We start from the raw sequence: 25,012 nt of genomic DNA on the forward strand, positions 1-25,012 counted from the left end.
ACCTTTCATATAAATCATATCGTTCCCCATGCTGCTCTGAAGATGGAATAGGCGTAAGCGCTATTCAGGTATGATGTGTAATCGCCTGCGATATAATCTTGGCTGGTAACATCCCATTTCCTGACGACTGCATAAGATGATGTTACGCTGTGAACAGAGTAGTAACTTCCGTTTATCAGCATGAACTCCCCCGCAGCCAAAAGCGCACTACTCATAGCAATAACAGTTTCACCCGCTACGATGGAGTTATAAAGTGAATAAGCTGGCCCCCAACCACTGTTTGAAGGCAAATTACCCGTGGACCGAATGAAGTTATCCTCGCCTGTCGTCGCGGAGTACATCATGTACGGCGCGGTAAATGAGCAACGGTAGTACCGGGTATTGTTCGCTGATGGCCAGCCGCGAGGGGTGGTATTGTAGGGTATGCCATCCGTCTGAACCCCGTTATAGACCTGCTGCACCATTCGGGTGTAGACACAGCCGTTTGAGGTTTTAGGAACGTAGAGGAAGCAACGACCGATGTTTTCATGATTATTTACCCCAATATCAACGTAAATCATACCTCCGGTTGTCACAAAGGAATCAATGCAGTTTTTTAACGTATTATTGTATACGCGTGTATAACCTACAGCGTTTTTCCAGCGGATGCCCTGGCTGCTCGTGACATCTTTACCCGTAATCGTGCACCCGGTAACTGAACAGTTATACGCCGCTGTATTTATCCGGTTAAAGAAAACTCCCGAATTGGGAAATCCAAAGATAACACAGGCAGAAATGGTGGCATTTCCGCAGGATTCGATAAAGATTCCAACGGAAATATCACCCACTGTGCAATTAGCTATAACAACATTTTCAGCAATACCCTGACCGGTCTCATCGGTTACGTTACCAAAGATATCAATGCCGTTATCACCACAGGAGGTTACGGTACATCCCGTAATGGTCATCCCATTGGGACGCTCACACTGAATTCCGATATACCCTACATTATGCACATAGCAGTTTAATATCCGGGAGTTAGAACACCCGTAAACTGCATTATTTGCACGCCGCAGATAAATGCCGCCCGATGTACTGTCAAACGCCTTAACGTTATCAATGGTGACATTATCCGAGTCCACGATATTAATGCAGGTAATTCCCGTTCCGGAAGCGTTGCTACGGCTACCGTTAAACGTGATCCCCTGTATCTTGCAGTTATCGGCAGCGCCTTCCCAGTTAGTAATGATTGCACCGCTGGATGAGCCGGTAAAACTGCTATCAAGAGTGATTGAGCCACCGCCCATCAGTGTTACGCCACTGCGCATACACAGAGCGCCACGCCCGGCAGCGACCTCACCCGGTATTAATACTGAGCCAGGGTTTAAGGTAACAGTATAGTGCCCACCAATAAGAACGTTAGTAGGGCCGACACCTGACAGGTAATTTGTGTGGGCTTCATCAATTGCTGATTGTATATATACTCTGTCGTCGTTGATTCCTCCAAGAGCACCATGCATTTCAGGAGTAATGAAACTTAACCCGCCGATTAATGCAGCCCCATTAGTTCCTGCAAGCTTTATTGCAAGATCCGCTGTATCTGTCTCCGCTGCAACAGGCACGAAACTACCAACGTTATTGCAGCCTACAAGCATATTTGATCTGAGATCAGCGTTTGCATACATCGGCACGCTTGATTCTGGAACTCTGAGAGTCCTGGAAAAGAGGTCTTCGGAATGCTCAATTGAATCTGATACTGAATTATCTACGTAATTTTTTGTTGCAGCATCCTGCTGGTTTACAGGATCCTTCAGATTTCTGATTTGATTGCCAAGAGCATCATAGAAATTGGCTATGAAGGAAGGCTTACGTAACGCTAGGCGTAAGAAACTGAAACACTGCTGGATCAGCATCGTAAGCTTATCGAATGCATCTTCATGAACTTCTGCGAAGAACTTACCCTGGTTGCGCAGGTCGGTTCCCTGTAACAGCGGCATATTGCGCTCAAGCAGAATGCGCCAGCCGATAGGTAGCGCGTTGGTCAAAATGACGTTACCGCCGGAATAGGATTTAACGCCGGTCAGCGTGTAATCGGTATTTAAAACCAGCGTGGCTTCATTGCCGTCAAGGTCAGCGGTTTTAACCAGCATGTAGGATGAATTGGTAATTCGGAAGCGATAAGGGAACGTGGTTGTAACGCCGTTGCCTGTGTACTCTTCGTGAGAAACTTCGGTCGATACGGTCATGGTGAGTGCTCCGGTGTTGTTTACACGGATACATTACCAAAAATCAACCATATTTGCATGAATATGGGTAATCATTAAATCGTGAAAATTTGAGATAGGCTTGATCTTATCCCCTTCTGAATATACTGTATAAATGAACAGTATGTAAGGGAATGTTTCATGAAAAATAAAACAGATCGTCCTAAATACAGTTACCCAGCCAGGGAAAACTACAGCAGCGAGATTCACACTAATGAGGGGGTTGGCCGGCTTGTTGCCGACTCATATATTGAACGACTGCTAACCGAGCTTGAAGATGAGGGAGTGGACGTTAGCGGCCCGCGCGCGGAGCTGACCGCCATCAAGAATTTTGTGAAGTACAGCAATAAATTTAGAGTTGATGTAAAAAACCATGCATTATTTTTGGTTAATCGGTGTGAATGATTACCTGAGCAACATATTGTAATTAATGGAATTAAAACAAATCAGGTAATTTTAACATTGTTAAATTGCGCAATGATTACCCGCGTGGTAATTTGACACCCTATGCACAACGCGCCATAGTGATTACGCACCTGCAAAATCAGGTGCCGGGATTGGTCTCCTGAAGAACTAAGTGGCGCACAACACGCGCTGGCGTGTTTTTTTTGTGCATTCGCTTCGCTGCATCTATCAATGGTGGGCTGGGCGGAGGCGTCGCAAGACGCGCCAGTAGCCACTTAGGCTGGTAGACCAACTCCGTTCAGTTCACCACCAGAAGATTGGTCTCGATGGTGGTGATAATTCACTAAGTGGAGTTATCATTATGAACACCAAAACATCTGTGTTTTCTTTCGACTCATCCGTAAAAGTTCGCGTCCTGTCCGTTGATGGTAATCCGTGGTTCGTTGCTGCTGATGTCTGCAAAGCTATCGCTCTCGATAACACTTCAATACGTAAGTTAGATGATGATGAAAAGGGTCTGCATTCAATGCATACCCCTGGCGGGATGCAGGATGTAAGCATTATTTCCGAGTCCGGCCTATACACTCTGATCTTGCGCTGCCGTGATGCGGTAACGCCGGGTACCATCCCCTACCGCTTTCGTAAATGGGTAACTGGTGAGGTCCTTCCTTCTATCCGCAAAACCGGAAAGTATGAAGCTACCCCAACAAAAGCCAAACCCCGCGCCCTACCCAAGCCGGTGGCAAAGGACAACATTACTCGCCTACCTTTTGTGTCTGCCCGGTTCGATCGTGACGAGACGCCGTATTGGACGCTGCCATCTATCGGCGGCTACTTCCGTGGCTATGAGGTTGGTGAGTCGATGGCTTACCTGTTCCTCAAATTCCTGAATGAGAATAAGGTGCCTGCTGAGGTTGGTTACAACTATTACACGCACATCATGTTTTCGCTGTTCCATCGGTACGAACTTGAGGGCGGTCAAGCAGCGGAAGCGGCGCAATCAGAAGAGGAAGGATTCAATAGCATACGCGGCCAGTTGTGCGGCTTCATGAACACCACATCAAAGTGGATGGTCTCGGCGGCCAACAAAATGGATAGTGAAGCCAATCGCTTTACCGAGGCTCAGTTACTGGCAGTGGCAAATAATGCGTTAGGATGCAGCGTTAAAAAGTTGCATTATAAAGCTTAAGAATTCAAGGGCCCGTTTTCGGGCCTTTTTTAATGCGAGTTTTCGCAAGAAGTTTTCAGCGCGCTTAAAAACTCTGGTTGAAGTTTGGACGAATTTAAACGAGAATTACCTTACAGGTAACACAGGAGGCCGCCATGAACGTAGTAAAATTTCCGCGCGCCTATACGGTAAACGTCATCCATGATGAAAACGTATGGGTAGGCGTATGTGATGATCTTGGTTTGGTTACCGAAGCTGAAACATACGAAGCCCTTACAGAAAGAGTGTGGGAGATTGCGCCAGAACTGTGCGAGCTTAACGGGCTTTGCAGAAGCAGAAGTGGCAATATTCGCTTGGCGTTCACTCATGAGCAATCCAACGACGAAAGGATTGCACTCTAAAAAATGGGAAACGGGCTATATCCTAAATTAACCGAATTGCTACTTTCAGCAAATTGTAATTTTGAAAGGCAAGGCAAAGGTAGCCATGAGATATGGTATAGCCCGATAACCAACAAAAGATTTAGCGTCCCCTTCTCTGTCGTATCCACGCACACCGCCAATGGCATATTGAAACAAGCAGGTTTGCCGAAATACTTCTAAGGCCCGAGGGCCTTATTTGTTGTGACATGTCACGCTATTTATTACTCATCCATTTTGGTGGTTCTTTGCAGCGAAATGATTCCTGCATAGCGGCTATGACCAAACTCTCAGCTGAGTTAACTCTCTGATTGGGGTTGTCATTTAGGTATTTATAAACAACATCGGCATAGGTCTGTAGCCTTCCATTGGGCTGACAAAAAACCTGAGCGCCCTCATCCCCGTATGCGTCAATGACTGACGCCACATACCCTATGAACACACCAGTCTGAAGTTGGTTACCGGGTTTACTACGACCCCCTTGCTCGGCTTTTTTATATTCTTGAGCATATTGGTATAATTGTTGACCATCGTAGAACTTTGCTTCTGCTGGTAACAAGAATGAGAAAAAAAGAGCGCAAGAAATATATTTGGCATTCATTGTCATTTCCCTAACATAAATTGTGATGGAGGTATTAAAAATTCATTGCCCTGCTCGCGCTCAACTCGGCGCTGATAGCGTTCCAGAGAACCGGGATCTAACCCGTCCTGTATGCGGTTAAGAATCAGCCCATTCATCGCTGTGCGCAGCCAGAATATGTTCAGGAATGGCGTGTTGTCCAGCGCGGTGCGATACCAGTCACCAAGGTCTGCATCGCCGCGCGTCGTCTGCTGCAACAATGTTATCATCGCGTCAGCATTGGAAGCTGCCGGACCCATAAGTGAAGTAATCGGCCCCGCGCCCATGCGGTTACCAGATCGGCAATGTTGGACGCTTCATCGAACACGACGATGATGCGCTTGCGCTCGTTGTGCAGCCCTGCAAACGCCTCGGTGTTGTGCTCAGACCACGGAATAGCATCAGCACGCCAGCGCTTATCATGCCCAGGATCGTTGCTGTACATCGCCGTTGCGGTAGTTGTGAACCAGTCCTTTGTGATAGCCAGATTCGACCACTTGATGACCTCAGGCCATGTTTTTGTGCGTAACTGGTTCTCGGTGTTGGCGGTCACGACAACTTTGCAATCCTCGCAAGTCGCCATGCCCCAATTGATTAGCATAGAAATGAATGCACTATTGTGTGTAACAATAAAGTCACGCGCTTGATATAGGCCGGTTGAATCATCAATAGATATGCACATTGCTGGCATATCACCGATGTATTCAATGCCTTCTATCCAACGCTTTACATAGCGATCTTCCGATGGCTTATATGCATTTTTTTTATGGGCCACACAGAATGGATTGAATGGTGCGTTAATAGTTACGCGCCAACAATCCCTACCAGGAACCTTGTTTCCGTCTCTATCGCGGTATGATGGTTTTTTTACAGATGGATGCATCATTGCTTTACAACCAAGAGAGCGAGCCAACCAGATAACGTCATCTGCTAATCGCTTACTTGTTGTGCTGTAACCTATAGATCCAGATGCATGCACCTCGCCGTCAGTATCAAGAATGCCGCACAGCAAACTATTGCGCGTTTCTATGCTGTTGTACTTGTACAAATCTGGAATATAACGTTCATGGGATCCCAGCCCATACAGCCCGGTGGCTTTTAGTGCGGAGTGTTGACCAACAAGTGCAACGGCATAACGATCTCGACGCTCTACATTCACACCCAAGCCAGATAGTTTTTCGAAAATCTCATTATCCGGCTTCGTGTATAGAGATTTATTTTTCCCGCCGTCACCAATCCACACGCCCAGCATGTATGCATCGGCAGGAATAGGCTTAAATGGAAAATCGACAGCACCCTGAGTAGGGATTTCCCACTGCCTAGCCATTGATACGCCATTCTTCCTCTTAACTCCCTGGCGCAATATTTCTATCGTTTCCATCGTTCTCCACGATGAAAGGCCATTTCTTCGCTCATTCCTGCCCCTGACATTCCACAAGTGACCGCTGGAAACATCAAGATACGATCTATCATCAAATGTGACTCGATACATGGGGGCTGATGTGTAGTTTTTTGTCGCAGATACGCGCACAGCGGATCCGTTTATACCAAAAACCTCATCACCAACAGAGATATCACCCCATACCTTGCGACCTTGCGGCGTATCAATAAAATCATCAATCCGCTGTGCTTTCCCGATACCGTGGCCGCTGGCGCGAGCAACCATTAACGGCTGGTGTCGCGTTTCAGGGTTTTTCAGGTGTTCAGCAATGTCTTTAAATGCCTCCGCCTGCCATTCTCGCGGCCCGGTGTGTCGCTCAAGCTCCGTACCCTCTTCACCCCAAGGGAAAGCGTACAGAGCGAAGCTGTACGGGTCATGAGTAAAGCTGGCGATATCCTCGATGAGTTGCTCTTGCTCGGTCATTTTTCGCCGCCATTAACACGTTTACGGGCTTTAGCCATGCGGTCGGAAACAGTGACATTCACATTGACGTCAACGCGTTCCTTGAACGCATTAACATCGACATGCTTACCGATCAGTTCAAGGTTCTTAACCTTGTCCGGCCACTTGATTTTTTTGAGGATTGTCTCGGCGGTAGTCTCATCGTAATTGAGAATGGTCGTTGAGATATCCAACCCCGACAGCGTAGTGCGCCATACCTTCGGCCACTCGCTTACCGGCTTCAACTTCCCTTCATCAGTGAGGATGTCGAGCACGTCCATCTGGTCAATCTCGGCAAGGCGTTGTAGGACGTAGTCGGCGGTGATGTCGGTGCGCTCATTGCGTTCAGCTTTCAACTCAGCAATACGCTTCTTAATGTCTACTTTAGACCACAAGCGGGACGCCTCACGATTTGCGTATTTCTCGGCATAACCGGCACGTATAGCGGCTTGAGTGAGGTTTAAATCAACGAGGTATTCACGGCAGAAAGCCTCCTGTTTGTCTTTCAGTGCCATACCGCCTCCGGTAATCATTTGGGTAATCATTACATCCAATCATACCAAACATTACCGGCGCGGTAATTATTTAGGCCAAAAGAAACTTTTTCCACCCATTCGTAACCCAGCACGCCGTATCACCCTGCATGCAGCAACTGTCAACCGGCAGCACATCACCGCACTTGCCGCACCGCTGCTTGCTAATCGCCTTAATGCGAAGTTTAACCCGCGCATCATCCTGACGGATCAGCATTTGAATATACTCTTCGCGGTCGTAAGCATCCTTGCCCGGTCGCCGCGCCTGCCGGTTACGGTCAAGCATTTCCAATTCCTGAGCATCAAGCGACAATTCCATTTTCGTTATACCCTGCTCTTGTTGGCGCTTACGCTGGGCCGCTTTGCGCTCTGCTGGGGATTTAGGCATCTTTCACCTCAACATCAATCCATGTCACGACATCATCATTAATCGAGATAATCAGGACATCGTTCTCTGTGAACGGTGAAAGTGGCTCGCTCTCAGGCTGTAGATGTAACCTAATCATTCCGTGATAGGTGATGTATCTGACCCTATACCACTCATCAAATACTTCGATAACATCACCTGGAGCGATATCAATCGGTCGCTTCTTTGTTAAAAGTCGAATTGCCATCACTCCCCCTCAACCGGTATAATTGATCCCGCCTGCGAAAATGCCTCTACCCATTTGCGGGATTCAGCCAACGCTAAATCTGGTCGGCCCTGAGTCAAGCAGCCGACTATGTAACCATGAGCGCCAATTGCTTCGATGAGAATTTGTTGCCCGATCTCTGTCGTCTGCTCCGATTCAACATTCACCACCCGCTCACGCTCTGCTGCTAACTGCTGCTTTAACGCGTCAATTGCTTCTAGAATTGATTCGTTATCCCCAGCACACCCCAGCTCATCAGCGAATTCTTTCTGAACTTTATCCGCACTTTCTACAATGAACTGTAATCTTGCGTTCTGCTGCTCAAGGGCTGCGATGTGGTCGAGAAGGCGGGTAATGTTTTCAGGAACTATCGCCAGCTCATATTCGTTTAACGCTACAGAGTGGTCTGTTGTTACTAGCGCTCGCCTTGTGTGTGAAACATCCTTAAGTGCCTGTATTTTTGTTTCAATATCCGCAATCACTTCACTAATCGGTTTGTTGTTCATGCTGCACCGCCAATACGCTTCAATTCGTCATGGGCCTCACACATCAGGCCAATGGCTTTCAGTTTCAAGCTCTCTAATTCCCCTGCGACTTTATTGGCCTCTTTTGCAACAAAATCTAAGGCTGTAACGTAGACAGGAAAGAACGCATAATGCTCATCCATGTACATCGTTCCGTTTTTTGAGTAATTAACTTTCAACCTATATCCCTTATATGTTCGCTTAATTACCTCCCGCTCTGTAATTAAAGGGACGAGGCCTTTTAGCTCGCTAGGAATGTAATTTTTTGTGACAGGATTTCTATCAACTACAAAAATGGTATTCATACCTTCCCCTCCCGCAATTGTTGGGCGAATTCCTCTAACTCTTCTATCGTAAGTTCGGCGGGTACATTCCCAGCGGTAGCCCAGCAGATTAATTTATCAACCGCCTTTGCCCCTATTTCACGCAATGCGGCGTCAGTTTTCGGTGTTTTCATGGCTGTTTTAAGAATGTCTGCGTACCATTCTGCGTATTGATATTTGAGGACATTTCCTCCCAATTCCTCCCACATATCAGGAGCGGTAGAAAACTCAGCGGCTGATTTCAGCGCCGCATTCTCAGCAACCAACTCATCCCGCTGGCGTTCGAGTTCTGCGACCCTGCGTTTCAACTCCTGACGATCAGCGATAGATGCCTCATAATTGGCCCCTACAAGCTTTAACTGATTTAAAATATCCACGTTAACCCCTCAAAACTCCTCAACTTCCCACCCGCCACCAGCTTTAACAGCCCGTGGCTTTATGGCGATAAACCGGAATGGATAGATGTCAGCCGCGACTTTGATTTTCACGCGGGCATCATCCTGCCAGTACCCTTTAACTTCATGCATTTCAATGGTTCCGCTGGCGGTCATTACTGCAAAGTCCGGCGTGTAAAACGTGTTATCCGCCAGCCTCAACTTGACACCCTCGAACCGATACCAGAGAACTTCCCCTGCCCGCTTCAAAATCTCCAAATGCTGCGAGTAGGCGGTTTCGGTCTTATTCATCTGCCCGACTTTGAGACGCCCCAACGCAAACGAACTATTAACCCTTTTCATTGCACTCCCTAATTACCCCCATTGGTAATAACATTACCTAACAGGTAATCTTTTGCAAGTAAAAAATGCGATTCTTCTCGAAATCGCCCTATGCCTATAAAACGCTCTCAATCGAATTGTGAGCCGTTTTATTTCCTGTTAACCGTTTGTACGTATTGGTGCTTGTTGTCTCTGTCACGTTGCGATTTGACACCTATTTGACCGTAACGACTGCATTGATCACTCTATGACCCTGCTCATCGTTTAATCCTCAATGTCTTCGTTATCAATCCATCGTTGCAGCACAACAATCAGTTGCTGCGCCTGTTCCCTGTCGATTGCCAGACCGTCACTACCGATGGAAAGCATCCAGCCCAAATCTTCCACCTCCAGCCCATAGCAGTCTTCGTTTTCTGGAATAATCACGAAACACCCCCGTATTTGGTTATTTAACGTACCTAACACCAGCAGCCATTTGAGCCGCAGGAGTGACCCATGACGGAATATCTGATTTAGCAGCAATCGCCTTTCGTACAGGAGGAACAGGGATCCCCCTCTGGCTGCGCTTTACCCAATAATCCAGCTTCTCAGCCGCCAGATTCCGTAACTCATTTTCGTTCAGGTTCCGCTCTGAGCCCTGACGCCGAATATCGACGCAAATATGATAGAGAACGCTATGCGACCAAGGGTATTTCTCTGCGCTGTCGTACTTAAAAACTTTGTTCCTCCAGTCCCAATAAGCGCCCATGACATCATCAACGCTGACACCAAATACATTCGCGCCAGATTCGGCAACTAGACTGATAAACTCAGCCAGATCAGGGGGCCATGTATTGCCAGCAGCACAGCGATCGATACATGCCCGAACCACCTTACCGATCTGCGTTTCCGTCAGTTGCCCTATTGCAGCTATCCATGGTGATGATGGTTCCGCGCCGTTCTTCGCTATCCACCGATCCGCGTACAGCTCGATCATCGCCTGCCACAGATCGCGCATATTGCTCTCCGTAACGTTCTTCGGTTGCCCGTAAGAATTTCTGCATTGCGCGAGATTTACCACTCGCCCAGTGCTCTGGCTGTTTTCCTGCATCTGAACCTCCGTTATGTTTCAATTCAAAGAGCCCTTGCCAACAGTTGGCCATGCTCTGCTTGATGATCTCCGCCTGTCTTTGCAGGTCGCCGCCTGAAAGGTTTATCAGGTTTGTGATTGCCGCCCCTTCGCTTCTCGATGTTGGAGCATAGGATCTCAACTTGAGATCCTTCCTGTATCGCTTCCATTCCTCCCATGCCTCGACGTTCAAGTTATCGGGGTAAGGAAATTCCTTTTTTTGTTTTGGGGGAGTAAGAGGGGGATCTTTATTTATATCTTCCTCTTCCTCTTCCTCTGGTAACGCTTTTTGTAACGCTTGTTGCGTTACTTTTTGCGTTACATTTTTTCTATGTTCTGCCACCCTTCTGTTTGTAAGTGCCCGTTTTTTAGATGATTCCCCGTTATGCCTATCGAAGTTTGGGAAAATGAGAAAATTTCCATCATATGCAAGCCAACCGACATTAATCAGCGAATCAGCGAAACCGGTAACAAAAGCGATACGATCTAGTACGCTCTTTGTAACGCTGCCAGCGTTACCGTCTATTGTCTGTTGGTCGGCCCATGCCCATATGCGAACCAACTTCCCAAGAACGGCATCGGGATCGATACTTAACTCTTCGGCCATCTTGTGAATCTCTGGCTTGTCTGGGGTAATAACCTCAACCTTTATCCAACTGCTCGCCATCAGATCACCTCCCGCGCAGATCTAAGCAGATCACTTATCTCCTTTCTCTGGCGACCTGACGCCTCAGCCATGCATTGAACACAGCCACCATTGGTTACGTACCGCTCGCTATCGTGTCCGTATTTGCACAGTTTTCCCGTGTAGTACCTGTTTTTTCCTGACCTGATAGCCTCAAGTCTGGTAATTATTTTCACCCATACCCCCAAAATCTAAGATTTAGATATCGGTAATTTTGCACCAATACCGAAAAAGATCAACCAAATTTGCAAATTTGGTAATTCCGATCATCAATCCGTGATTTGGGCAACAAAAAAGGCCGCCAGTTGGCGACCTTCTCCGTCGTGGCTTCCCTTACAGGAACCACATTGTTAGCTCTTTTTTGTCAACACCAACACCGTTTGAATTCATTGATTTACTTAATCTTTTTATGAAATTAATGGATGGTTCTCGTGTCTTACGTATAACGTGGGTAACCATGTAATGCGCGGTGGTGCCAGCCTCGGACGCGATTTTATGCCGCATAGATTTGGACAGGCTGAGCCACGTCTGTTTCAGGTCAAATTGTTCCATAAAGCCCCCAAACACATCTTTAACCAAAAAATGATTACCTGAATGTAGCTCTTTTTCAGATTAATTACCACTCAGGTAAGTTTACCTGTCTGGTAATCAATGCTCTAATTATTTCAGGTTTATTGCATATTAAATTGTTATTTTTTGGATGGTGATGATGAGGGATTTGTTTGCGATTCGACGGGAAAACCTGATCGAAATAATGGAAAAACATTACGACGGGAAACAGGTGTCGATCGCTCGCGCCATTGGTCTAAATCCTACGCTGATTAGTCGCTGGATTTCTGGTAAAAAAATCGGCGACAAAATGGCTCGGAAGATTGAGGACGCCACTCGACAACCACGGAATTGGCTGGATATCGATCATAAAGATTACCTGATGCCATCCAAGCCGGCTGATGAAATAGGCGAGATCGGCATTATCGCAGCGAAAAACCTACGCGCATGGATGAACCATAATCCTCCGATGCGAAACCAGGCGAGAATCTCACGCGCCAGCGGCGTGGCCGCTTCTACCGTTGGTCGATTTCTGGACGCAGAAACCAGTATCAGCATTAACAACCTATATGCCATCGCTAGTGCATTCGGGCGCCGCGGTTACGAGTTGCTAATCTCCCCCGACGATCCGGAAATCATTAATTACGACAAACGTGGTTACGCGAAGCTGTCCAAAGAGGACAAGGCAGCAGTAGAGCAATTCATCGAATTTATGATCAACAAGAACGAAGCCAATCAATAGAGCGCCGCCCGGCGCCCACATCCTAACCCCTCCCAAAAAGATTACCTGCGCGGTAATTTTATTCGCATTAACGATTGACAACGGGTAATTATTGGTAATAATTGAGCATAAAGATTACCTGCGCGGTAATCACGCTCTTTAACAATAGGCAGGCACACACAACCCACAATCCCATTGTGCCGGGGATGTCTGAGCTAACCCGTTGAAATCGGAACGCCAGATCGGAATGTGACAATTTAAGACCGAAAGGGCGTTTTTTTACGCCTAAATGATTACCCACGGGGTAATCTATTTACTCTAGGGGTAATCATGAAATACGTATATCGCGATGGTAAATACACATTCACAGCCTGCGGCACTGGACAGATGCGCGAGTTCGACGATTTCCGCGCCGGATTGCATTGGGCATTTACAACCAAACATGCGGCTCACGTCGCGTCAGAAATGGGTGAGTAATCATGAGCAAACAAACAGGTGGACCAGCGTTTCCATATTCTGGCGTTCACAAAGGAGATAACGAAAATTACATAATTGATAATCACGGCATGACATTGCGCGATTATTTCGCAAGAGAGGCTCTTGGATTGTGTTTTGCGCAATATCTAAATCACGCCGAAGTTGAGGGATTTAGTGAAGGATGGCGGGAAGGGGTTGCAAGCGATGCTTACTTGATGGCCGACGCCATGCTGAAAGCGCGGGAGGGTTAGCCATGAACTACCAGCAAATGATCGAGGATCTCGTCGAATCGTATGAATCACTATTATCATCCGATCCCGACGAACAGGAGTGGCTAGAAAATGAGGTAATGACTCGCCTCAACAGCAAAGCGCTCGGAATTAATTTTGATGGGCTGCGTGGCGCATTAACCGATGTTTCTCGCAAGGCGTTCAGTCAGGAAGCCCGCGGACTGGTTGAGGGTCGCGACCCGCTGGATGCGTATTTCTATTCCAGCGCAGTAGAGGAATACCTGTCCGGCGTTCAATGCGACCTGATGCGCCAATGCGTCATTCTGGAACGTGCGCTGGCTCTGTCAGCGGCGGCGAATCCGACATATGAGCGGTTGTCTACGGGGGAATGGGTATCATGATGAAAAATGCAGGAAGCATGGATCGGAGTAAGTACCTTGGCGGCTCGGACGTAGCCGCCATCCTCGGTATTAGTCCGTGGAGGACGCCTTTAGAAGTTTATCTGGATAAGGTGCAACCACGGGTAAAACCTATCGACCCAGCTAAGCAAAAGGTTTTCACTCGCGGCCAGCGCATGGAGCCTTACGTAATTGACCTTCTGGCCGAAGAAACTGGTCTGGATATCGTACATCGCGGCAACCGCTACATTCACCCTGATTACGGATTCATCGCGGCTGAAATTGACGCAGAGGCGGCCAGCGGGGAAAACATCGAGATCAAGACGGTAAGCCCATTCAAAGCGAAGGAGTGGGGGGAAGTGCAGACCGATGCAATCCCCGTTCATTACACCGCTCAGGCTATGCACGGCATGATGGTAACGGGAAAAGATGTGTGCGTGTTCGGCGTTCTCATTGGTGGTGATGACTTCCGCATCTATCGTGTTGAGCGTGATCAGGAAACGATTGATGCAATACTGGCGCGCGAAATTGAGTTTTGGGATCGGGTAACAAATCTGAATCCACCGCCTGCCAGCACGGTTAGTGACATCATTTCGATGTTCGAAAGTGACGCGGGAACCAGCATCGAGGCAGACGGCAAAGTTATTCAGCTTTACAACGACCTGCGTGCACTCAAAAAACAGGAGAAAGACGCAAAATCAGAGATCGACGTTATCGAAGAAAAGTTAAAGCTGTTTATGCAGGATAACGCGATCCTTTCCGTTGACGGCAAGCCGATTGCCACATGGAAAACGCAAAGCAGTAGCCGCTTCGACCAGACAGCATTCAAAGAAGCACACCCCGGCCTATACGATAAGTTCAAAAAGTCCTCAACCAGTCGAGTTTTCCGACTGAAATAATCTACGGAGATATTATGTCGACTAACGCATTAAAAGCTGCGGCAACCGGCGGCGCGGTTACGCGCACCAACGAAAAACCTAAAACACTGGATCAGTTGCTTGCCAGCCCAAAAATCAAGGCGCAAATGGCGCTTGCCCTTCCCCGCCACATGACGGCTGACCGGCTTGCCCGTATCGCCACCACGGAGATCCGCAAGGTGCCGAAGTTGGCAACTTGTGATCAGGTGAGTTTTCTCGGCGCGATTATGCAGTGTGCGCAGTTGGGCTTAGAGCCGGGAGGCGCGCTTGGACACGCCTATCTACTTCCGTTCGACAAGCGCCAGAAAGTTAATGGTCGCTGGGAAACGGTGGCAACTGAGGCGCAATTGATTATCGGTTATCGCGGCATGATTGACCTTGCACGCCGATCCGGTCAAATCCTTAGTATCTCTGCGCGAACTGTCTACCAGAATGACAAATTCAGCTATGCGTATGGGCTGGAAGAGACACTGGAACATGTCCCGAATGAAACCGGAAACCGCGGCGATCTAACCCATGTCTATGCCGTGGCGCGACTAAAAGACGGTGGTGTGCAATTTGAGGTAATGAGTCGCGCTGATGTCGAGAAAGTCAGAGCCATGAGTAAGGCAGGCAGTAATGGCCCATGGGTTGACCACTTCGACGAAATGGCGAAAAAGACGGTTATTCGCCGCCTGTTTAAGTACCTGCCAGTATCTATCGAGCTACAACAAGCTGTTGTACTGGATGAGAAAGCCGAAGCTGGCATAGCGCAGGACAACGGCGCCGCGTTGACTGGTGAGTATTCGGTTGTTGACGATACGCCACCTCCGTCGCTTGCCAATGACGAAATAAATCCTGATGAATTACTATCCGGCTTTGTGGAAGCTGCCAACGTCGCTAAGACCGTAGAAGAACTGGACGCAGTCTACGCAGCAGTCGCCGCGCCACTCGCCAGTCACTACGACGTGTTGCAGCAGGTTACCGATATTCACGGTACGCCATGATTGCCGGTTATGTGTTCAGCATTCTGGCGAAGGACGGAATTCAGGAAAATGTAGCCGCACTCGTTAAATCTATTTTTTGGCTGCCAGTAATGGCTATCGTAATTTATGTATACATCGTCGCCAGAGTGTTTGGTGATGAGGGCAATCCGACAGATTAGGAATAACCGCATGAAACAGGCATACGGAAAGAAAAAACTGGTTGAGGTAGTACCGTTATCTATCGCCACCATTGAACAGCTTGAGCGAAACGGTGATTTCCCTAAGCGATTTTACATCACTGACCGCCGGGCGGCATGGAATGCCGACGAAGTAGAAGCGTGGCTGGATGAACGGCAGGCCAATGGGCCAAAGACGCTACAAACATTCATCCCACCATCACCCAAAAAACGCGGACGCCCGCCAAAGCATGCACCAGCGTGACCGCATCACCCCGCCTTAATCCACCCATCTATCATATTGGCCCAATCCTGAAGCATTTCGCGCCGCTGCTGCGCGTATTCGGCTTTGTTATAAACGGCACGGACGCCCCGTTGTTCATGGGCCAAGCATTTTTCTATCCAATCGCTGTTATATCCCGCCTCATGCAAAATCGTGCTGGCAGTTCGGCGTAGGTCATGCACTGTAAAGTGCTCGATCTTCTCGCCGTTCTGCTGCGCTTTCTGCACTGTCTCCGTAACCACCTTGTTTAGTGCCGATGTTGATATGTGTTTTTGCAGGTCATAACGGCCTGGTAATAAATAAGGGCTTCCACCAGCACACATTTTCAAACCCGTAATAATATCCATAGCCTGCTGTGACAGGTAAACAACATGCTGGCGCCGCGCTTTCATGCGCTCCGCTGGCACCGTCCATGTCGCGTTAGCAAAATCAACCTCCTGCCATTCAGCTTTCGCCAGTTCGGTCTTTCGCGACATTGTCAGCAGAATTAGCTTTACCGCCATACGCAGCGATCCCTGCGATGTCATTGTGTTTAGGGTGCGAAAGAAAATCCCTATCTCATAAGGGGATAGTGAGCGCTCGCGTGGCTCGAACGTAGCGATCGATGACGCCTTAATGTTGTCGGCAGGGTTAGTTAAGTTCAGACCACGGTCAATCGCATAGGTAAAAACGCTACCGACGATCTCGCGAACCTGTAGCGCCGTCGCTCTTGCGCCGCGATCCAGTATTTTTTCACAGAGCGCACGCAGTGCTGCGGGCGTTATCTCATGCATAAGACGGTTGCCAAGTGTCGGTATTAAGTCGCGGTCAATAACGGATTGCTTCATTGCCCGTGTGCTGTCGGCCAGCCTGACGTGCTTCATGTAGGCGACGGTATAGTCGGAGAATTTCGGCGCGCCACTGATAGATTTTTTACCGTCACGCTTCGTGGCAGCCGGTGATATACCTGCGTTTACCTGCCTTTTGACGGTAATGAGTGCGTCCCTTGCTTCCGCCAGCGTAATACCGTCACCACCATACCGACCGAGGGTTACGGTTTCCCTTCGTCCATTGATCCGATAGTCGTATCTAAACGATACGGCCCCTGCGGGAGACACGGCAACATATAGGCCATCGCGGTCTGTGACCTTGTAGAGTTTATCCTTCGGTTTGAGGCTTTTTATTTTTGTGTCCGTCAGCATAGAATCACCCAGTAAAATACCGCCAGAAATCCGCCAGCGGTGAACGGAAATACCGTTGAAAATTATCACCTGACAGGTGATACCGTCAACAATACCGTCTGATATACTGTCTAAAATTACATGCTTTATTTGATGGTTATTGAATCGTAGATAATAAAAAACCCGCTAATTTCAGCGGGTTAATATTTATATTGATTGGTTAATAGTGGTAAATAACAGTCTGTATATCATTCCCACTCAATCGTTGCCGGTGGCTTGCCTGACACGTCATAAACGACGCGGGAGATGCCGTCGACTTCGTTGATGATGCGGTTGGAGACACGGCCAAGGAAGTCGTATGGCAGGTGCGCCCAGTGTGCGGTCATAAAGTCGATGGTTTCTACCGCGCGCAGTGCGACTACCCAATCGTATTTACGACCATCACCCATCACGCCCACGGAACGAACCGGCAGGAAGACGGTGAATGCCTGACTGACTTTGTTATACAGGTCGGCTTTGTGCAGCTCTTCGATGAAGATCGCATCCGCACGACGCAGCAGGTCACAGTATTCTTTCTTCACTTCACCTAGCACGCGCACGCCCAGACCCGGGCCCGGGAACGGATGGCGGTACAGCATGTTGTACGGCAAACCCAGTTCCAGGCCGATCTTACGCACTTCGTCTTTGAAGAGCTCTTTCAGCGGTTCAACCAGACCCAGCTTCATCTCTTTCGGCAGGCCGCCCACGTTGTGGTGTGATTTGATCACGTGCGCTTTGCCCGTCGCAGACGCTGCGGATTCGATCACGTCCGGGTAGATGGTGCCTTGCGCCAGCCATTTCACATCAGCTTGTTTGCTCGCTTCTTCATCGAACACTTCCACGAACACGCGACCGATGATTTTACGCTTGGCTTCCGGATCGTTTTCGCCGGCCAGTTCGCTCAGGAAGCGATCTTCCGCCGCTACATGCACTATGTTCAACCCGAAATGATCGCCGAACATTTCCAGCACCTGATCGGCTTCGTTCAGGCGCAGCAGGCCGTTATCGACAAACACGCAGGTCAGGCGATCTCCAATCGCGCGGTGCAGCAGCATCGCGGTCACGGAAGAATCCACGCCGCCGGACAGGCCCAGAATCACCTTGTCGTTGCCCACCTGCTCACGAATACGGTTCACCGCATCGTCGATAATCTTGGCTGGCGTCCACAACGCTTCGCACTGACAAATACCGCGAACAAAACGCTCCAGCATACGCTGGCCCTGACGGGTGTGCGTCACTTCCGGGTGAAACTGCACGCCGTAAAAACGTTTCTCTTCGTTAGCCATGATGGCGAACGGGCAGGTGTCGGTGCTGGCAACGGTCTCGAACCCTTCCGGGATTGCCGTCACTTTGTCGCCGTGGCTCATCCAGACGTCCAGCAGCGGTGCGCCCGTGGCGCTCAGCGCATCCTGAATATCTCGCACCAGCGCGCTATCGGTCTTCACTTCGACCTGCGCGTAACCAAATTCGCGCTCGCTGGAACCTTCAACGTGCCCGCCCAACTGCATCGCCATGGTCTGCATGCCGTAGCACACGCCTAATACCGGTACGCCAGCGTTGAAAACGTATTCTGGCGCACGCGGACTGCCAAACTCGGTGGTGCTTTCCGGGCCGCCGGACAGGATGATCCCGTTCGGATTAAACCCGCGAATCTGTGCTTCCGTGACATCCCATGCCCACAGTTCACAGTAAACGCCCAGTTCACGCACGCGACGTGCAACCAGCTGCGTGTACTGCGAGCCGAAATCCAGAATAAGAATGCGGTGTTGATGAATGTTTTGAGTCATGAGGCGCAATGTTCCAAAAAACAAAAGACAAAAGCGAAAAAGTAAACCCGTCTGGCCGCTCGGCCTGACACACAGGCGGAGCGGCGCAAAATAGTACAAGGTTTATGGCGTTAAATCACCTTATGAACCCATACGGTAGTTCGGTGACTCTTTCGTAATGGTGACGTCGTGAACGTGGCTTTCCTGAATGCCCGCGCCGCTGATGCGAACAAACTCCGCCTGCGTGCGCAGCGCGTCGATAGTGCCGCAACCTGTCAGTCCCATACAAGAGCGCAAACCGCCCATCTGCTGATGAACGATCTCTTTCAGGCGGCCTTTATAGGCAACGCGCCCTTCGATACCTTCCGGCACCAGTTTGTCGGCGGCGTTGTCGCTCTGGAAGTAGCGGTCAGATGAGCCTTTGGACATCGCGCCCAGTGACCCCATACCGCGGTAAGATTTGAATGCACGCCCCTGATACAGTTCGATTTCTCCCGGGGATTCTTCCGTCCCCGCCAGCATCGAACCGACCATGACACAGGCCGCGCCTGCGGCGATGGCTTTCGCGATGTCGCCGGAGAAACGGATGCCGCCGTCCGCAATGACCGGAATGCCGGTGCCTTCCAGCGCTTCGACCGCATCGGAGATCGCCGTAATCTGCGGTACGCCGACCCCAGTCACGATACGCGTCGTGCAGATAGAACCCGGGCCGATACCCACTTTCACCGCACTGACTCCGGCATCGGCGAGCGCCTTCGCGCCTGCGCCCGTTGCAACGTTGCCGCCGATAATTTCGAGGTTCGGGTATTTCGCGCGTGTTTCACGAATACGCTGCAATACGCCTTCGGAATGGCCATGTGAGGAGTCAATCAACAGGACGTCAACGCCTGCGGCAACCAGCGCATCAACGCGCTCTTCGTTACCCGCGCCGGCACCAACCGCCGCCCCGACGCGCAGGCGACCGTGTTCGTCTTTGCAGGCGTTTGGTTTACGCTCGGCTTTCTGGAAATCTTTTACCGTGATCATGCCGAGCAGGTGAAATTGCTCGTCAACGACCAGCGCTTTCTCGACGCGTTTTTCATGCATTTTTTGCAGCACAACGTCACGCGCTTCGCCTTCTTTAACGGTGACCAGACGCGCTTTCGGCGTCATGAACGCGCTGACCGGTTTTTCCAGATCGGTCACAAAACGCACGTCGCGACCGGTGATAATCCCCACCAGCTCGTTGTCTTTAGCAACCACCGGATAACCTGCGAAGCCATTACGCTCGGTCAGCGCTTTCACTTCACGCAGCGTGGTTTCCGGAGTAACCGTTTGCGGATCAACCACCACGCCGCTTTCGTGTTTTTTCACGCGGCTGACTTCTTCAGCCTGACGCTCAATGGACATGTTTTTGTGAATAAAGCCCAGCCCCCCTTCCTGCGCCAGCGCAATAGCCAGACCAGATTCAGTCACGGTGTCCATCGCGGCGGACAGCATAGGAATGTTGAGGCGAATGTTTTTCGTCAACTGCGTGGACAGGTCAGCAGTATTCGGCAGAACAGTGGAGTGTGCGGGAACCAGGAGGACGTCATCAAACGTTAGTGCTTCTTTAGCGATACGTAGCATGGGCAATATCTCACCAAGGTGGATGTGGAGAATAGATAAAATATTGCCGTGGCATTATACAGAGCGTAATCGGTTGCCTCCAGCATTATTTTATTAAAATGCTTGATTACCTGTTCCAGCCGGGTAGTATCAGTTAATTAAGTCGCTGTTTTAAAATTTGATCTGGCTCACAATGTCTCACTTCCCCTCTTCTGCAATTTTTACCGTCAGCCGTCTGAATCAGACGGTCAGGCAACTGTTGGAAATGGAAATGGGCCAGATCTGGCTCTCCGGCGAGATCTCCAACTTTTCTCAGCCCTCATCCGGCCACTGGTATTTCACGTTGAAGGATGAACGTGCTCAGGTGCGCTGCGCGATGTTCCGCAACAGCAACCGCAGAGTGACGTTCCGCCCGCAAAACGGTCAGCAGGTGCTGATCCGTGCGGCTATTACGTTGTATGAACCTCGCGGTGATTACCAGCTGCTGGCGGAAAGTATGCAGCCCGCCGGCGACGGCCTGTTGCAGCAACAGTTTGAAGAACTTAAACAGAAACTTGCCGCCGAAGGGTTGTTCGACCAGCAGTTTAAGCAGGCGCTCCCTTCGCCCGCCAGACAGATCGGCGTGATTACGTCAGCCAGCGGCGCCGCCTTGCACGATATCTTGCAGGTATTGCAGCGCCGCGATCCGTCGCTGCCGGTCATCGTGTACCCGACGTCGGTGCAAGGCGCAGAAGCGCCGCTACAGATTGCTCGCGCCATTGAACTGGCCAACCAGCGGGACGAGTGTGATGCGCTCATCGTCGGGCGCGGCGGCGGCTCGTTGGAAGATCTGTGGAGCTTTAATGATGAACGGGTCGCCCGCGCCATCTTCGCCAGCCACATTCCCATCGTCAGCGCCGTCGGCCATGAAACCGATGTCACCATAGCCGATTTCGTCGGCGACCTGCGCGCGCCCACACCGTCCGCCGCTGCCGAGTTAGTGAGCCGTAACCAACTGGAGCTGTTGCGCCAGATACAGTCCCAGCGTCAGCGGTTGGAAATGGCGATGGATTATTACCTCGCCCAGCGCAACCGGGAATTTGTCCGTCTGCATCATCGACTGCAACAGCAGCACCCGCAACTACGGTTGGCGCGCCAGCAGGCACAGTTGGTCAAACTGCGCCAACGTCTGGATGACGCCATGCAGCAGCAGCTTCGGCAGATCTCACGCCGGAGTGAACGCTTACAACAGCGCCTGATGCAACAGCAGCCACAGACGCGGATCCATCGTGCGCAGCAGCGGTTACAGCAACTTCGCTATCAAATGCAGAGCGCAGTAGAGCGCCAGTTGAATCAGCATAAGCAAAAGCTGGGCATGGCCTGCTCGCATCTGGAAGGCGTCAGCCCGCTGGCGACGCTGGCGCGCGGCTATAACGTGACCACCGCCCCGGACGGAAAAGTGCTGAAAGACATCAGCCAAATTGCACCCGGCGACACGCTGAAAACCCGCTTGCAGACGGGCTGGGTGGAAAGTCAGGTGACAACGCTGGTTCCCCATGCTAATCGCGCCAAAAAGCGGCGTAACGTCACGCCCTCGTCATAAAAAGTTCCGCAAAGGATTTTTCCTAAAACGGCAGCGATCCCCCCACTATCGCCACCGACATCTGAACTATACTCATTTCCAGGTCACTAAATTATATTCGCCGTCTTTAACTGACATCTTGCCAGTCTCTGCATAACGAACGGGATTGACCAGAAAGACGGTAAGTGCTGTTGATCGTCTGCGTTACCCTGATGAGCGCCCTTCAAGGAGATAAGGTATGAAATCCAGACCGATTTGTAGCGTGATCCCCCCTTATATTCTGCACCGAATCATTGCGAATGGCACAGACGATCAGCGTCACTGCGCACAACAAACCCTGATGCACGTACAGTCATTAATGGCCAGTCACAGCCCCCGCCCGGAACCCCATGAGACCGTGCCCGCAGGACAGGCGCATCGCAGCATTCACGATGCGGAACATCAGCAACAGCTGCCCGGCAAGCAGGTACGGGCTGAAGGACAGCCCAGCAATGGTGATATTGCCGTGGATGAAGCCTATGACTACCTTGGCGCAACCTATGATTTCTTCTGGAAGGTTTTCCAGCGTAATTCACTGGATGCGAAAGGGCTGATGCTCACCGGTACGGTGCACTATGGTCAGGACTATCAGAACGCGTTCTGGAATGGACAGCAGATGGTATTCGGTGATGGCGACGGTAAAATCTTCAACCGCTTCACGATTGCGCTTGATGTGATCGCGCACGAGCTGACTCACGGCATTACCGAACATGAAGCAGGATTGATTTATTTCCGTCAGTCAGGGGCGCTCAATGAATCGCTGTCGGACGTCTTTGGCTCGATGGTTAAGCAGTACCATCTGGGGCAAACCGCCGAACAGGCCGACTGGATTATCGGCGCCGGGCTGCTGGCTGATGGCATTCACGGTCTGGGTCTGCGCTCGATGTCAAATCCAGGCACGGCCTATGACGACCTGCTGCTCGGCGTTGATCCGCAACCTGCTCACATGAATGAGTATGTGAACACCCGCGAAGACAACGGCGGCGTACATTTAAACTCTGGCATTCCCAACCGCGCGTTTTATCTGGCGGCCACCGCGCTGGGCGGCCATTCCTGGGAGAAAGCCGGCCCGATCTGGTACGACACCCTGTGCGATGAGACGCTACCACAAAACGCGGATTTTGAAGTTTTCGCACGTTACACCATCCGGCATGCCGCAAAACGCTTTAACCCTACCGTTGCCGATATGATCAAACAGTCGTGGGAAACCGTGGGCATAGAGGTAAGACAGGAGTTCTTATGAAGACGTTGCCGGAGCTCAACGAAGATGCCATCGTCGAATTGGCTCGCGAAGGCGGGTTCGCCTGGATCCCTGCCCTTTCCGGGCCACGACGTTTTGCTCTCGCCAGTATGCCGTCATCCGAACGGGAGCGTATTTGCAACGCCATCCGTAACGCCTTTCCTCTGGCGCGCGAGCCCGGAGAACCCGACGGGCCGGGCCGTGGCGACCAATTCTACTACCGCATCCACATCAGCTACCGTCACCCCCAGAAAAATGAGTATGCCGACATCATCCTGCTCATCCCCGAAGACAGTGCGCCGCCGGAACTCAGCGAGCTGTGGCGCAATGGCGTACAGGAGTAACAGCAGGCTTAGTTGGCCGGCGCATAACGCAACACTACGCGCCGTTTGGAAATCATCCCGTGCTGCTGACAGAAGTAATCCACCGCTCCGCAGGCTTTCAGTTCCTGAAGTAAGTGATTACACTCAGGACAACGCTCTTCTCGTTTATAGCGTATCTGGCACAGCGTGCACAGGTACACGCTCTCGCTCTGCCACACCATCACATGATGGCAATCAGGACAACACGCCTCCATCTTCTCCTCCATTTCAGCTCTCGACGCGAACGCAACGGTTATCAGAGATTAAATAATATTGAGGGCACGCAACACAGAAAGACCAATGGCAATCATGAAAAAAGCCCCCACCGTCGTCAATCCAATGATATTCGCCGCCAGCGTGGCATCGCCCCCCATCGCACGCGTCATCGCGTAACTGCCTGCTGCGGTTGGCGTTGAAGAAAACAGGAAGATGATACCCAATTCAACGCCACGAAACCCCATGAGCCATCCTCCCGCAGTAAGCAGTCCCGGCACGACGAATATCTTCGCCACGGAAGACAATACCGCGACATTGGATGAGCGAAACATACTGCGCCACTCCAGACTGGCGCCCGCGCACAGCAGCGCTAACGGCAACGCCATCGAGGAGATAAAACCGCCAGTTTGCTTGATCACGCCCGGCATCGGCAGTTGGCTTTGTCCATACGCCGCCCCAAGCAACAAACCAATAATCAGCGGGTTCGTCACAATGCCTCGCAGTAACAGGCTTACCGGGATCTTCTGTTCAGGCGACTGCCGCTGCAAACTGCGCGTCAGCGTAATCACAGACAGCGAGTTAAACATAATCACCGTCACCATCAGATACAGAGAGCCGACGGCCACGCCTTCATCGCCATACGCGCTCATCGCAAAGGCCAGCCCCATCACCCCCGTATTCGAACGAAAGCCACCCTGTACAAAAATGCCACGCGCCCTTGGATCTTTGACTAAACGCACCGCCGCGATTTCCAGCAACAGAAATGTCGCCAATGTACCAATTACGCCATAAACCACCAGTAACCACTGGTTGGCGAAAGACTGGTGATGATTAGCGATACTAAAAAATAGCAGGCAAGGAAGAGAAAGATTAAACACGACTCGCATTGCGGTATCGCAAAACGCATCGTTAATCAGATTGAGTTTGCGTAACGCGATACCAATCAACAACATCAGTAAATTCGGCATGGTCACGCTGAACGCAAAACTCCAGGTTTCCCAGGACATGACTTTCCTTATGGCAAACGCCGCTCATCCAGACAAAACGGGGCGAATAATATTATTCGCCC

The 25,012-nt window shown here is 50.5% G+C and carries 31 protein-coding genes and 2 pseudogenes; 13 read left to right on the top strand and 20 right to left on the bottom strand.

Annotated features, from left to right (window positions below):
* Positions 1–14 precede the first annotated feature (14 nt).
* On the bottom strand, positions 15–2,225 hold the full coding sequence (locus EDC54_RS14665; protein WP_132457866.1) for a right-handed parallel beta-helix repeat-containing protein: 2,211 nt from the start codon (positions 2,223–2,225) through the stop codon (positions 15–17).
* A 159-nt stretch (positions 2,226–2,384) separates the two neighbouring features.
* On the opposite strand from EDC54_RS14665, the gene EDC54_RS14670 reads away from it, so the two are divergent.
* From EDC54_RS14670 to EDC54_RS14685, 4 genes are all read left to right on the top strand, one after another.
* Positions 2,385–2,648, top strand: a complete 264-nt coding sequence (locus tag EDC54_RS14670) for a hypothetical protein (protein ID WP_132457868.1) — start codon at positions 2,385–2,387, stop codon at positions 2,646–2,648.
* 361 nt (positions 2,649–3,009) lie between these two features.
* Positions 3,010–3,837: a BRO-N domain-containing protein gene (locus EDC54_RS14675; RefSeq protein WP_132457870.1), complete on the top strand. Its 828-nt coding sequence runs from the start codon at positions 3,010–3,012 to the stop codon at positions 3,835–3,837.
* Between the two features lie 134 nt (positions 3,838–3,971).
* Entirely contained in the window at positions 3,972–4,217 is a 246-nt protein-coding gene (locus tag EDC54_RS14680) for a DUF1902 domain-containing protein (protein WP_132457872.1), read from the top strand.
* Positions 4,218–4,220: 3 nt separating this feature from the next.
* Positions 4,221–4,418, top strand: a complete 198-nt coding sequence (locus tag EDC54_RS14685) for a type II toxin-antitoxin system HicA family toxin (protein WP_132457874.1) — start codon at positions 4,221–4,223, stop codon at positions 4,416–4,418.
* Between the two features lie 34 nt (positions 4,419–4,452).
* On the opposite strand, the gene EDC54_RS14690 is transcribed toward EDC54_RS14685, so the two are convergent.
* The 14 genes and pseudogenes from EDC54_RS14690 to EDC54_RS18095 all read right to left on the bottom strand — a co-directional run bounded on the left by EDC54_RS14690 (position 4,453) and on the right by EDC54_RS18095 (position 11,239).
* Positions 4,453–4,836 carry a Rap1a/Tai family immunity protein gene (locus EDC54_RS14690; protein ID WP_132457876.1) on the bottom strand — a complete coding sequence of 128 codons (384 nt, stop codon included), beginning with the start codon at positions 4,834–4,836 and terminating at the stop codon, positions 4,453–4,455.
* A 2-nt stretch (positions 4,837–4,838) separates the two neighbouring features.
* Positions 4,839–5,084, bottom strand: a complete 246-nt coding sequence (locus EDC54_RS14695) for a hypothetical protein (protein ID WP_230514531.1) — start codon at positions 5,082–5,084, stop codon at positions 4,839–4,841.
* A gap of 38 nt (positions 5,085–5,122) precedes the next feature.
* Positions 5,123–5,470: pseudogene (locus tag EDC54_RS18080) on the bottom strand (terminase); the annotation flags it as partial.
* Positions 5,471–5,665: 195 nt separating this feature from the next.
* Positions 5,666–6,718, bottom strand: a pseudogene (locus EDC54_RS18085) (LAGLIDADG family homing endonuclease); the annotation flags it as partial.
* Positions 6,715–7,251, bottom strand: coding sequence for a terminase small subunit (locus EDC54_RS14705; protein ID WP_132457880.1), 537 nt, complete (start codon positions 7,249–7,251; stop codon positions 6,715–6,717). The pseudogene EDC54_RS18085 and the gene EDC54_RS14705, both read right to left, overlap by 4 nt.
* Before the next feature lie 70 nt (positions 7,252–7,321).
* Complete coding sequence (locus tag EDC54_RS14710; RefSeq protein ID WP_132457883.1) at positions 7,322–7,657, bottom strand: hypothetical protein; 336 nt, start codon at positions 7,655–7,657, stop codon at positions 7,322–7,324.
* Positions 7,650–7,883: a hypothetical protein gene (locus tag EDC54_RS14715; RefSeq protein ID WP_132457886.1), complete on the bottom strand. Its 234-nt coding sequence runs from the start codon at positions 7,881–7,883 to the stop codon at positions 7,650–7,652. The genes EDC54_RS14710 and EDC54_RS14715 overlap by 8 nt, the downstream gene beginning before the upstream one ends.
* Positions 7,883–8,407, bottom strand: a complete 525-nt coding sequence (locus EDC54_RS18090) for a hypothetical protein (RefSeq protein WP_230514532.1) — start codon at positions 8,405–8,407, stop codon at positions 7,883–7,885. Before EDC54_RS18090 ends, EDC54_RS14715 begins: the two co-directional genes overlap by 1 nt.
* Positions 8,404–8,730 carry a hypothetical protein gene (locus tag EDC54_RS14725; RefSeq protein WP_132457889.1) on the bottom strand — a complete coding sequence of 109 codons (327 nt, stop codon included), beginning with the start codon at positions 8,728–8,730 and terminating at the stop codon, positions 8,404–8,406. The genes EDC54_RS18090 and EDC54_RS14725 overlap by 4 nt, the downstream gene beginning before the upstream one ends.
* Positions 8,727–9,125 carry a hypothetical protein gene (locus EDC54_RS14730; protein WP_132457892.1) on the bottom strand — a complete coding sequence of 133 codons (399 nt, stop codon included), beginning with the start codon at positions 9,123–9,125 and terminating at the stop codon, positions 8,727–8,729. Before EDC54_RS14730 ends, EDC54_RS14725 begins: the two co-directional genes overlap by 4 nt.
* A 9-nt stretch (positions 9,126–9,134) precedes the next feature.
* Positions 9,135–9,485: a DUF1064 domain-containing protein gene (locus tag EDC54_RS14735; protein ID WP_132457895.1), complete on the bottom strand. Its 351-nt coding sequence runs from the start codon at positions 9,483–9,485 to the stop codon at positions 9,135–9,137.
* 243 nt (positions 9,486–9,728) lie between these two features.
* Entirely contained in the window at positions 9,729–9,890 is a 162-nt protein-coding gene (locus EDC54_RS17915) for a hypothetical protein (protein WP_165904326.1), read from the bottom strand.
* A gap of 19 nt (positions 9,891–9,909) precedes the next feature.
* Positions 9,910–10,440 (bottom strand): replication protein P, encoded by a 531-nt coding sequence (locus tag EDC54_RS14740; RefSeq protein WP_230514536.1) that lies wholly within the window; start codon positions 10,438–10,440, stop codon positions 9,910–9,912.
* Positions 10,337–11,239 carry a DNA replication domain protein gene (locus tag EDC54_RS18095; RefSeq protein WP_230514533.1) on the bottom strand — a complete coding sequence of 301 codons (903 nt, stop codon included), beginning with the start codon at positions 11,237–11,239 and terminating at the stop codon, positions 10,337–10,339. The genes EDC54_RS14740 and EDC54_RS18095 overlap by 104 nt, the downstream gene beginning before the upstream one ends.
* A gap of 724 nt (positions 11,240–11,963) precedes the next feature.
* Between EDC54_RS18095 and EDC54_RS14755 the strand changes: the two genes are divergently transcribed.
* The 6 genes from EDC54_RS14755 (at position 11,964) to EDC54_RS14780 (ending at position 15,955) form a co-directional block, all read left to right on the top strand.
* Positions 11,964–12,548 carry a transcriptional regulator gene (locus EDC54_RS14755; protein ID WP_132457901.1) on the top strand — a complete coding sequence of 195 codons (585 nt, stop codon included), beginning with the start codon at positions 11,964–11,966 and terminating at the stop codon, positions 12,546–12,548.
* 458 nt (positions 12,549–13,006) lie between these two features.
* Complete coding sequence (locus tag EDC54_RS14760; protein WP_132457904.1) at positions 13,007–13,255, top strand: hypothetical protein; 249 nt, start codon at positions 13,007–13,009, stop codon at positions 13,253–13,255.
* Between the two features lie 2 nt (positions 13,256–13,257).
* The gene (locus tag EDC54_RS14765) at positions 13,258–13,635 is read left to right on the top strand and encodes a hypothetical protein (RefSeq protein ID WP_132457907.1); all 378 of its coding nucleotides are present in this window, start codon (positions 13,258–13,260) and stop codon (positions 13,633–13,635) included.
* The gene (locus EDC54_RS14770) at positions 13,632–14,531 is read left to right on the top strand and encodes a YqaJ viral recombinase family nuclease (protein WP_132457910.1); all 900 of its coding nucleotides are present in this window, start codon (positions 13,632–13,634) and stop codon (positions 14,529–14,531) included. Before EDC54_RS14765 ends, EDC54_RS14770 begins: the two co-directional genes overlap by 4 nt.
* A 14-nt stretch (positions 14,532–14,545) precedes the next feature.
* Positions 14,546–15,535: a recombination protein RecT gene (gene recT / locus EDC54_RS14775; RefSeq protein WP_132457913.1), complete on the top strand. Its 990-nt coding sequence runs from the start codon at positions 14,546–14,548 to the stop codon at positions 15,533–15,535.
* Positions 15,536–15,703: 168 nt separating this feature from the next.
* A complete protein-coding gene (locus EDC54_RS14780) occupies positions 15,704–15,955 on the top strand; it encodes a helix-turn-helix transcriptional regulator (protein ID WP_132457916.1) in 252 nt (83 codons plus the stop codon).
* 5 nt (positions 15,956–15,960) lie between these two features.
* On the opposite strand, the gene EDC54_RS14785 is transcribed toward EDC54_RS14780, so the two are convergent.
* The 3 genes from EDC54_RS14785 to guaB all read right to left on the bottom strand — a co-directional run bounded on the left by EDC54_RS14785 (position 15,961) and on the right by guaB (position 20,546).
* Positions 15,961–17,154: a tyrosine-type recombinase/integrase gene (locus EDC54_RS14785; RefSeq protein ID WP_132458081.1), complete on the bottom strand. Its 1,194-nt coding sequence runs from the start codon at positions 17,152–17,154 to the stop codon at positions 15,961–15,963.
* 227 nt (positions 17,155–17,381) lie between these two features.
* The gene (gene guaA / locus EDC54_RS14790; RefSeq protein WP_132457919.1) at positions 17,382–18,959 is read right to left on the bottom strand and encodes a glutamine-hydrolyzing GMP synthase; all 1,578 of its coding nucleotides are present in this window, start codon (positions 18,957–18,959) and stop codon (positions 17,382–17,384) included.
* A 120-nt stretch (positions 18,960–19,079) separates the two neighbouring features.
* The gene (gene guaB / locus EDC54_RS14795; RefSeq protein WP_165904327.1) at positions 19,080–20,546 is read right to left on the bottom strand and encodes an IMP dehydrogenase; all 1,467 of its coding nucleotides are present in this window, start codon (positions 20,544–20,546) and stop codon (positions 19,080–19,082) included.
* 172 nt (positions 20,547–20,718) lie between these two features.
* On the opposite strand from guaB, the gene xseA reads away from it, so the two are divergent.
* The 3 genes from xseA to EDC54_RS14810 all read left to right on the top strand — a co-directional run bounded on the left by xseA (position 20,719) and on the right by EDC54_RS14810 (position 23,709).
* Positions 20,719–22,107, top strand: a complete 1,389-nt coding sequence (gene xseA, locus EDC54_RS14800; RefSeq protein WP_132457922.1) for an exodeoxyribonuclease VII large subunit — start codon at positions 20,719–20,721, stop codon at positions 22,105–22,107.
* A 217-nt stretch (positions 22,108–22,324) separates the two neighbouring features.
* Positions 22,325–23,368 (top strand): M4 family metallopeptidase, encoded by a 1,044-nt coding sequence (locus EDC54_RS14805; RefSeq protein ID WP_132457925.1) that lies wholly within the window; start codon positions 22,325–22,327, stop codon positions 23,366–23,368.
* Positions 23,365–23,709 (top strand): protealysin inhibitor emfourin, encoded by a 345-nt coding sequence (locus EDC54_RS14810; protein WP_132457928.1) that lies wholly within the window; start codon positions 23,365–23,367, stop codon positions 23,707–23,709. Before EDC54_RS14805 ends, EDC54_RS14810 begins: the two co-directional genes overlap by 4 nt.
* A gap of 8 nt (positions 23,710–23,717) precedes the next feature.
* On the opposite strand, the gene EDC54_RS14815 is transcribed toward EDC54_RS14810, so the two are convergent.
* Together EDC54_RS14815 and EDC54_RS14820 are read right to left on the bottom strand one after the other, a co-directional pair.
* A complete protein-coding gene (locus EDC54_RS14815) occupies positions 23,718–23,942 on the bottom strand; it encodes a zinc ribbon domain-containing protein (RefSeq protein ID WP_132458084.1) in 225 nt (74 codons plus the stop codon).
* A gap of 48 nt (positions 23,943–23,990) precedes the next feature.
* Positions 23,991–24,950, bottom strand: coding sequence for an AEC family transporter (locus EDC54_RS14820; RefSeq protein WP_132457931.1), 960 nt, complete (start codon positions 24,948–24,950; stop codon positions 23,991–23,993).
* Positions 24,951–25,012 lie beyond the last annotated feature (62 nt).

The organism is Samsonia erythrinae (genome assembly GCF_004342665.1).
GTDB lineage: Bacteria > Pseudomonadota > Gammaproteobacteria > Enterobacterales > Enterobacteriaceae > Samsonia > Samsonia erythrinae.

What these genes read in the sequence shown, in the direction of transcription:
- EDC54_RS14780 (WP_132457916.1), top strand. Translation starts at nt 15,704, where the DNA reads ATGAAACAGGCATACGGAAAGAAAAAACTGGTTGAGGTAGTACCGTTA.
- EDC54_RS14685 (WP_132457874.1), top strand. Translation starts at nt 4,221, where the DNA reads ATGGGAAACGGGCTATATCCTAAATTAACCGAATTGCTACTTTCAGCA.
- guaA (WP_132457919.1), bottom strand. Translation starts at nt 18,959, where the DNA reads ATGACTCAAAACATTCATCAACACCGCATTCTTATTCTGGATTTCGGC.
- EDC54_RS14805 (WP_132457925.1), top strand. Translation starts at nt 22,325, where the DNA reads ATGAAATCCAGACCGATTTGTAGCGTGATCCCCCCTTATATTCTGCAC.
- EDC54_RS14785 (WP_132458081.1), bottom strand. Translation starts at nt 17,154, where the DNA reads ATGCTGACGGACACAAAAATAAAAAGCCTCAAACCGAAGGATAAACTC.
- EDC54_RS14725 (WP_132457889.1), bottom strand. Translation starts at nt 8,730, where the DNA reads ATGAATACCATTTTTGTAGTTGATAGAAATCCTGTCACAAAAAATTAC.
- EDC54_RS14765 (WP_132457907.1), top strand. Translation starts at nt 13,258, where the DNA reads ATGAACTACCAGCAAATGATCGAGGATCTCGTCGAATCGTATGAATCA.
- EDC54_RS18095 (WP_230514533.1), bottom strand. Translation starts at nt 11,239, where the DNA reads ATGGCGAGCAGTTGGATAAAGGTTGAGGTTATTACCCCAGACAAGCCA.
- EDC54_RS14815 (WP_132458084.1), bottom strand. Translation starts at nt 23,942, where the DNA reads ATGGAGGCGTGTTGTCCTGATTGCCATCATGTGATGGTGTGGCAGAGC.
- EDC54_RS14820 (WP_132457931.1), bottom strand. Translation starts at nt 24,950, where the DNA reads ATGTCCTGGGAAACCTGGAGTTTTGCGTTCAGCGTGACCATGCCGAAT.
- EDC54_RS14690 (WP_132457876.1), bottom strand. Translation starts at nt 4,836, where the DNA reads ATGAATGCCAAATATATTTCTTGCGCTCTTTTTTTCTCATTCTTGTTA.
- EDC54_RS14740 (WP_230514536.1), bottom strand. Translation starts at nt 10,440, where the DNA reads ATGATCGAGCTGTACGCGGATCGGTGGATAGCGAAGAACGGCGCGGAA.
- EDC54_RS14810 (WP_132457928.1), top strand. Translation starts at nt 23,365, where the DNA reads ATGAAGACGTTGCCGGAGCTCAACGAAGATGCCATCGTCGAATTGGCT.
- EDC54_RS14715 (WP_132457886.1), bottom strand. Translation starts at nt 7,883, where the DNA reads ATGGCAATTCGACTTTTAACAAAGAAGCGACCGATTGATATCGCTCCA.
- EDC54_RS14665 (WP_132457866.1), bottom strand. Translation starts at nt 2,225, where the DNA reads ATGACCGTATCGACCGAAGTTTCTCACGAAGAGTACACAGGCAACGGC.
- EDC54_RS14695 (WP_230514531.1), bottom strand. Translation starts at nt 5,084, where the DNA reads ATGATAACATTGTTGCAGCAGACGACGCGCGGCGATGCAGACCTTGGT.
- EDC54_RS14710 (WP_132457883.1), bottom strand. Translation starts at nt 7,657, where the DNA reads ATGCCTAAATCCCCAGCAGAGCGCAAAGCGGCCCAGCGTAAGCGCCAA.
- EDC54_RS14705 (WP_132457880.1), bottom strand. Translation starts at nt 7,251, where the DNA reads ATGGCACTGAAAGACAAACAGGAGGCTTTCTGCCGTGAATACCTCGTT.
- xseA (WP_132457922.1), top strand. Translation starts at nt 20,719, where the DNA reads ATGTCTCACTTCCCCTCTTCTGCAATTTTTACCGTCAGCCGTCTGAAT.
- EDC54_RS14735 (WP_132457895.1), bottom strand. Translation starts at nt 9,485, where the DNA reads ATGAAAAGGGTTAATAGTTCGTTTGCGTTGGGGCGTCTCAAAGTCGGG.
- EDC54_RS14760 (WP_132457904.1), top strand. Translation starts at nt 13,007, where the DNA reads ATGAGCAAACAAACAGGTGGACCAGCGTTTCCATATTCTGGCGTTCAC.
- EDC54_RS14755 (WP_132457901.1), top strand. Translation starts at nt 11,964, where the DNA reads ATGATGAGGGATTTGTTTGCGATTCGACGGGAAAACCTGATCGAAATA.
- EDC54_RS14770 (WP_132457910.1), top strand. Translation starts at nt 13,632, where the DNA reads ATGATGAAAAATGCAGGAAGCATGGATCGGAGTAAGTACCTTGGCGGC.
- EDC54_RS14680 (WP_132457872.1), top strand. Translation starts at nt 3,972, where the DNA reads ATGAACGTAGTAAAATTTCCGCGCGCCTATACGGTAAACGTCATCCAT.
- EDC54_RS18090 (WP_230514532.1), bottom strand. Translation starts at nt 8,407, where the DNA reads ATGAACAACAAACCGATTAGTGAAGTGATTGCGGATATTGAAACAAAA.
- guaB (WP_165904327.1), bottom strand. Translation starts at nt 20,546, where the DNA reads ATGCTACGTATCGCTAAAGAAGCACTAACGTTTGATGACGTCCTCCTG.
- recT (WP_132457913.1), top strand. Translation starts at nt 14,546, where the DNA reads ATGTCGACTAACGCATTAAAAGCTGCGGCAACCGGCGGCGCGGTTACG.
- EDC54_RS14675 (WP_132457870.1), top strand. Translation starts at nt 3,010, where the DNA reads ATGAACACCAAAACATCTGTGTTTTCTTTCGACTCATCCGTAAAAGTT.
- EDC54_RS14670 (WP_132457868.1), top strand. Translation starts at nt 2,385, where the DNA reads ATGAAAAATAAAACAGATCGTCCTAAATACAGTTACCCAGCCAGGGAA.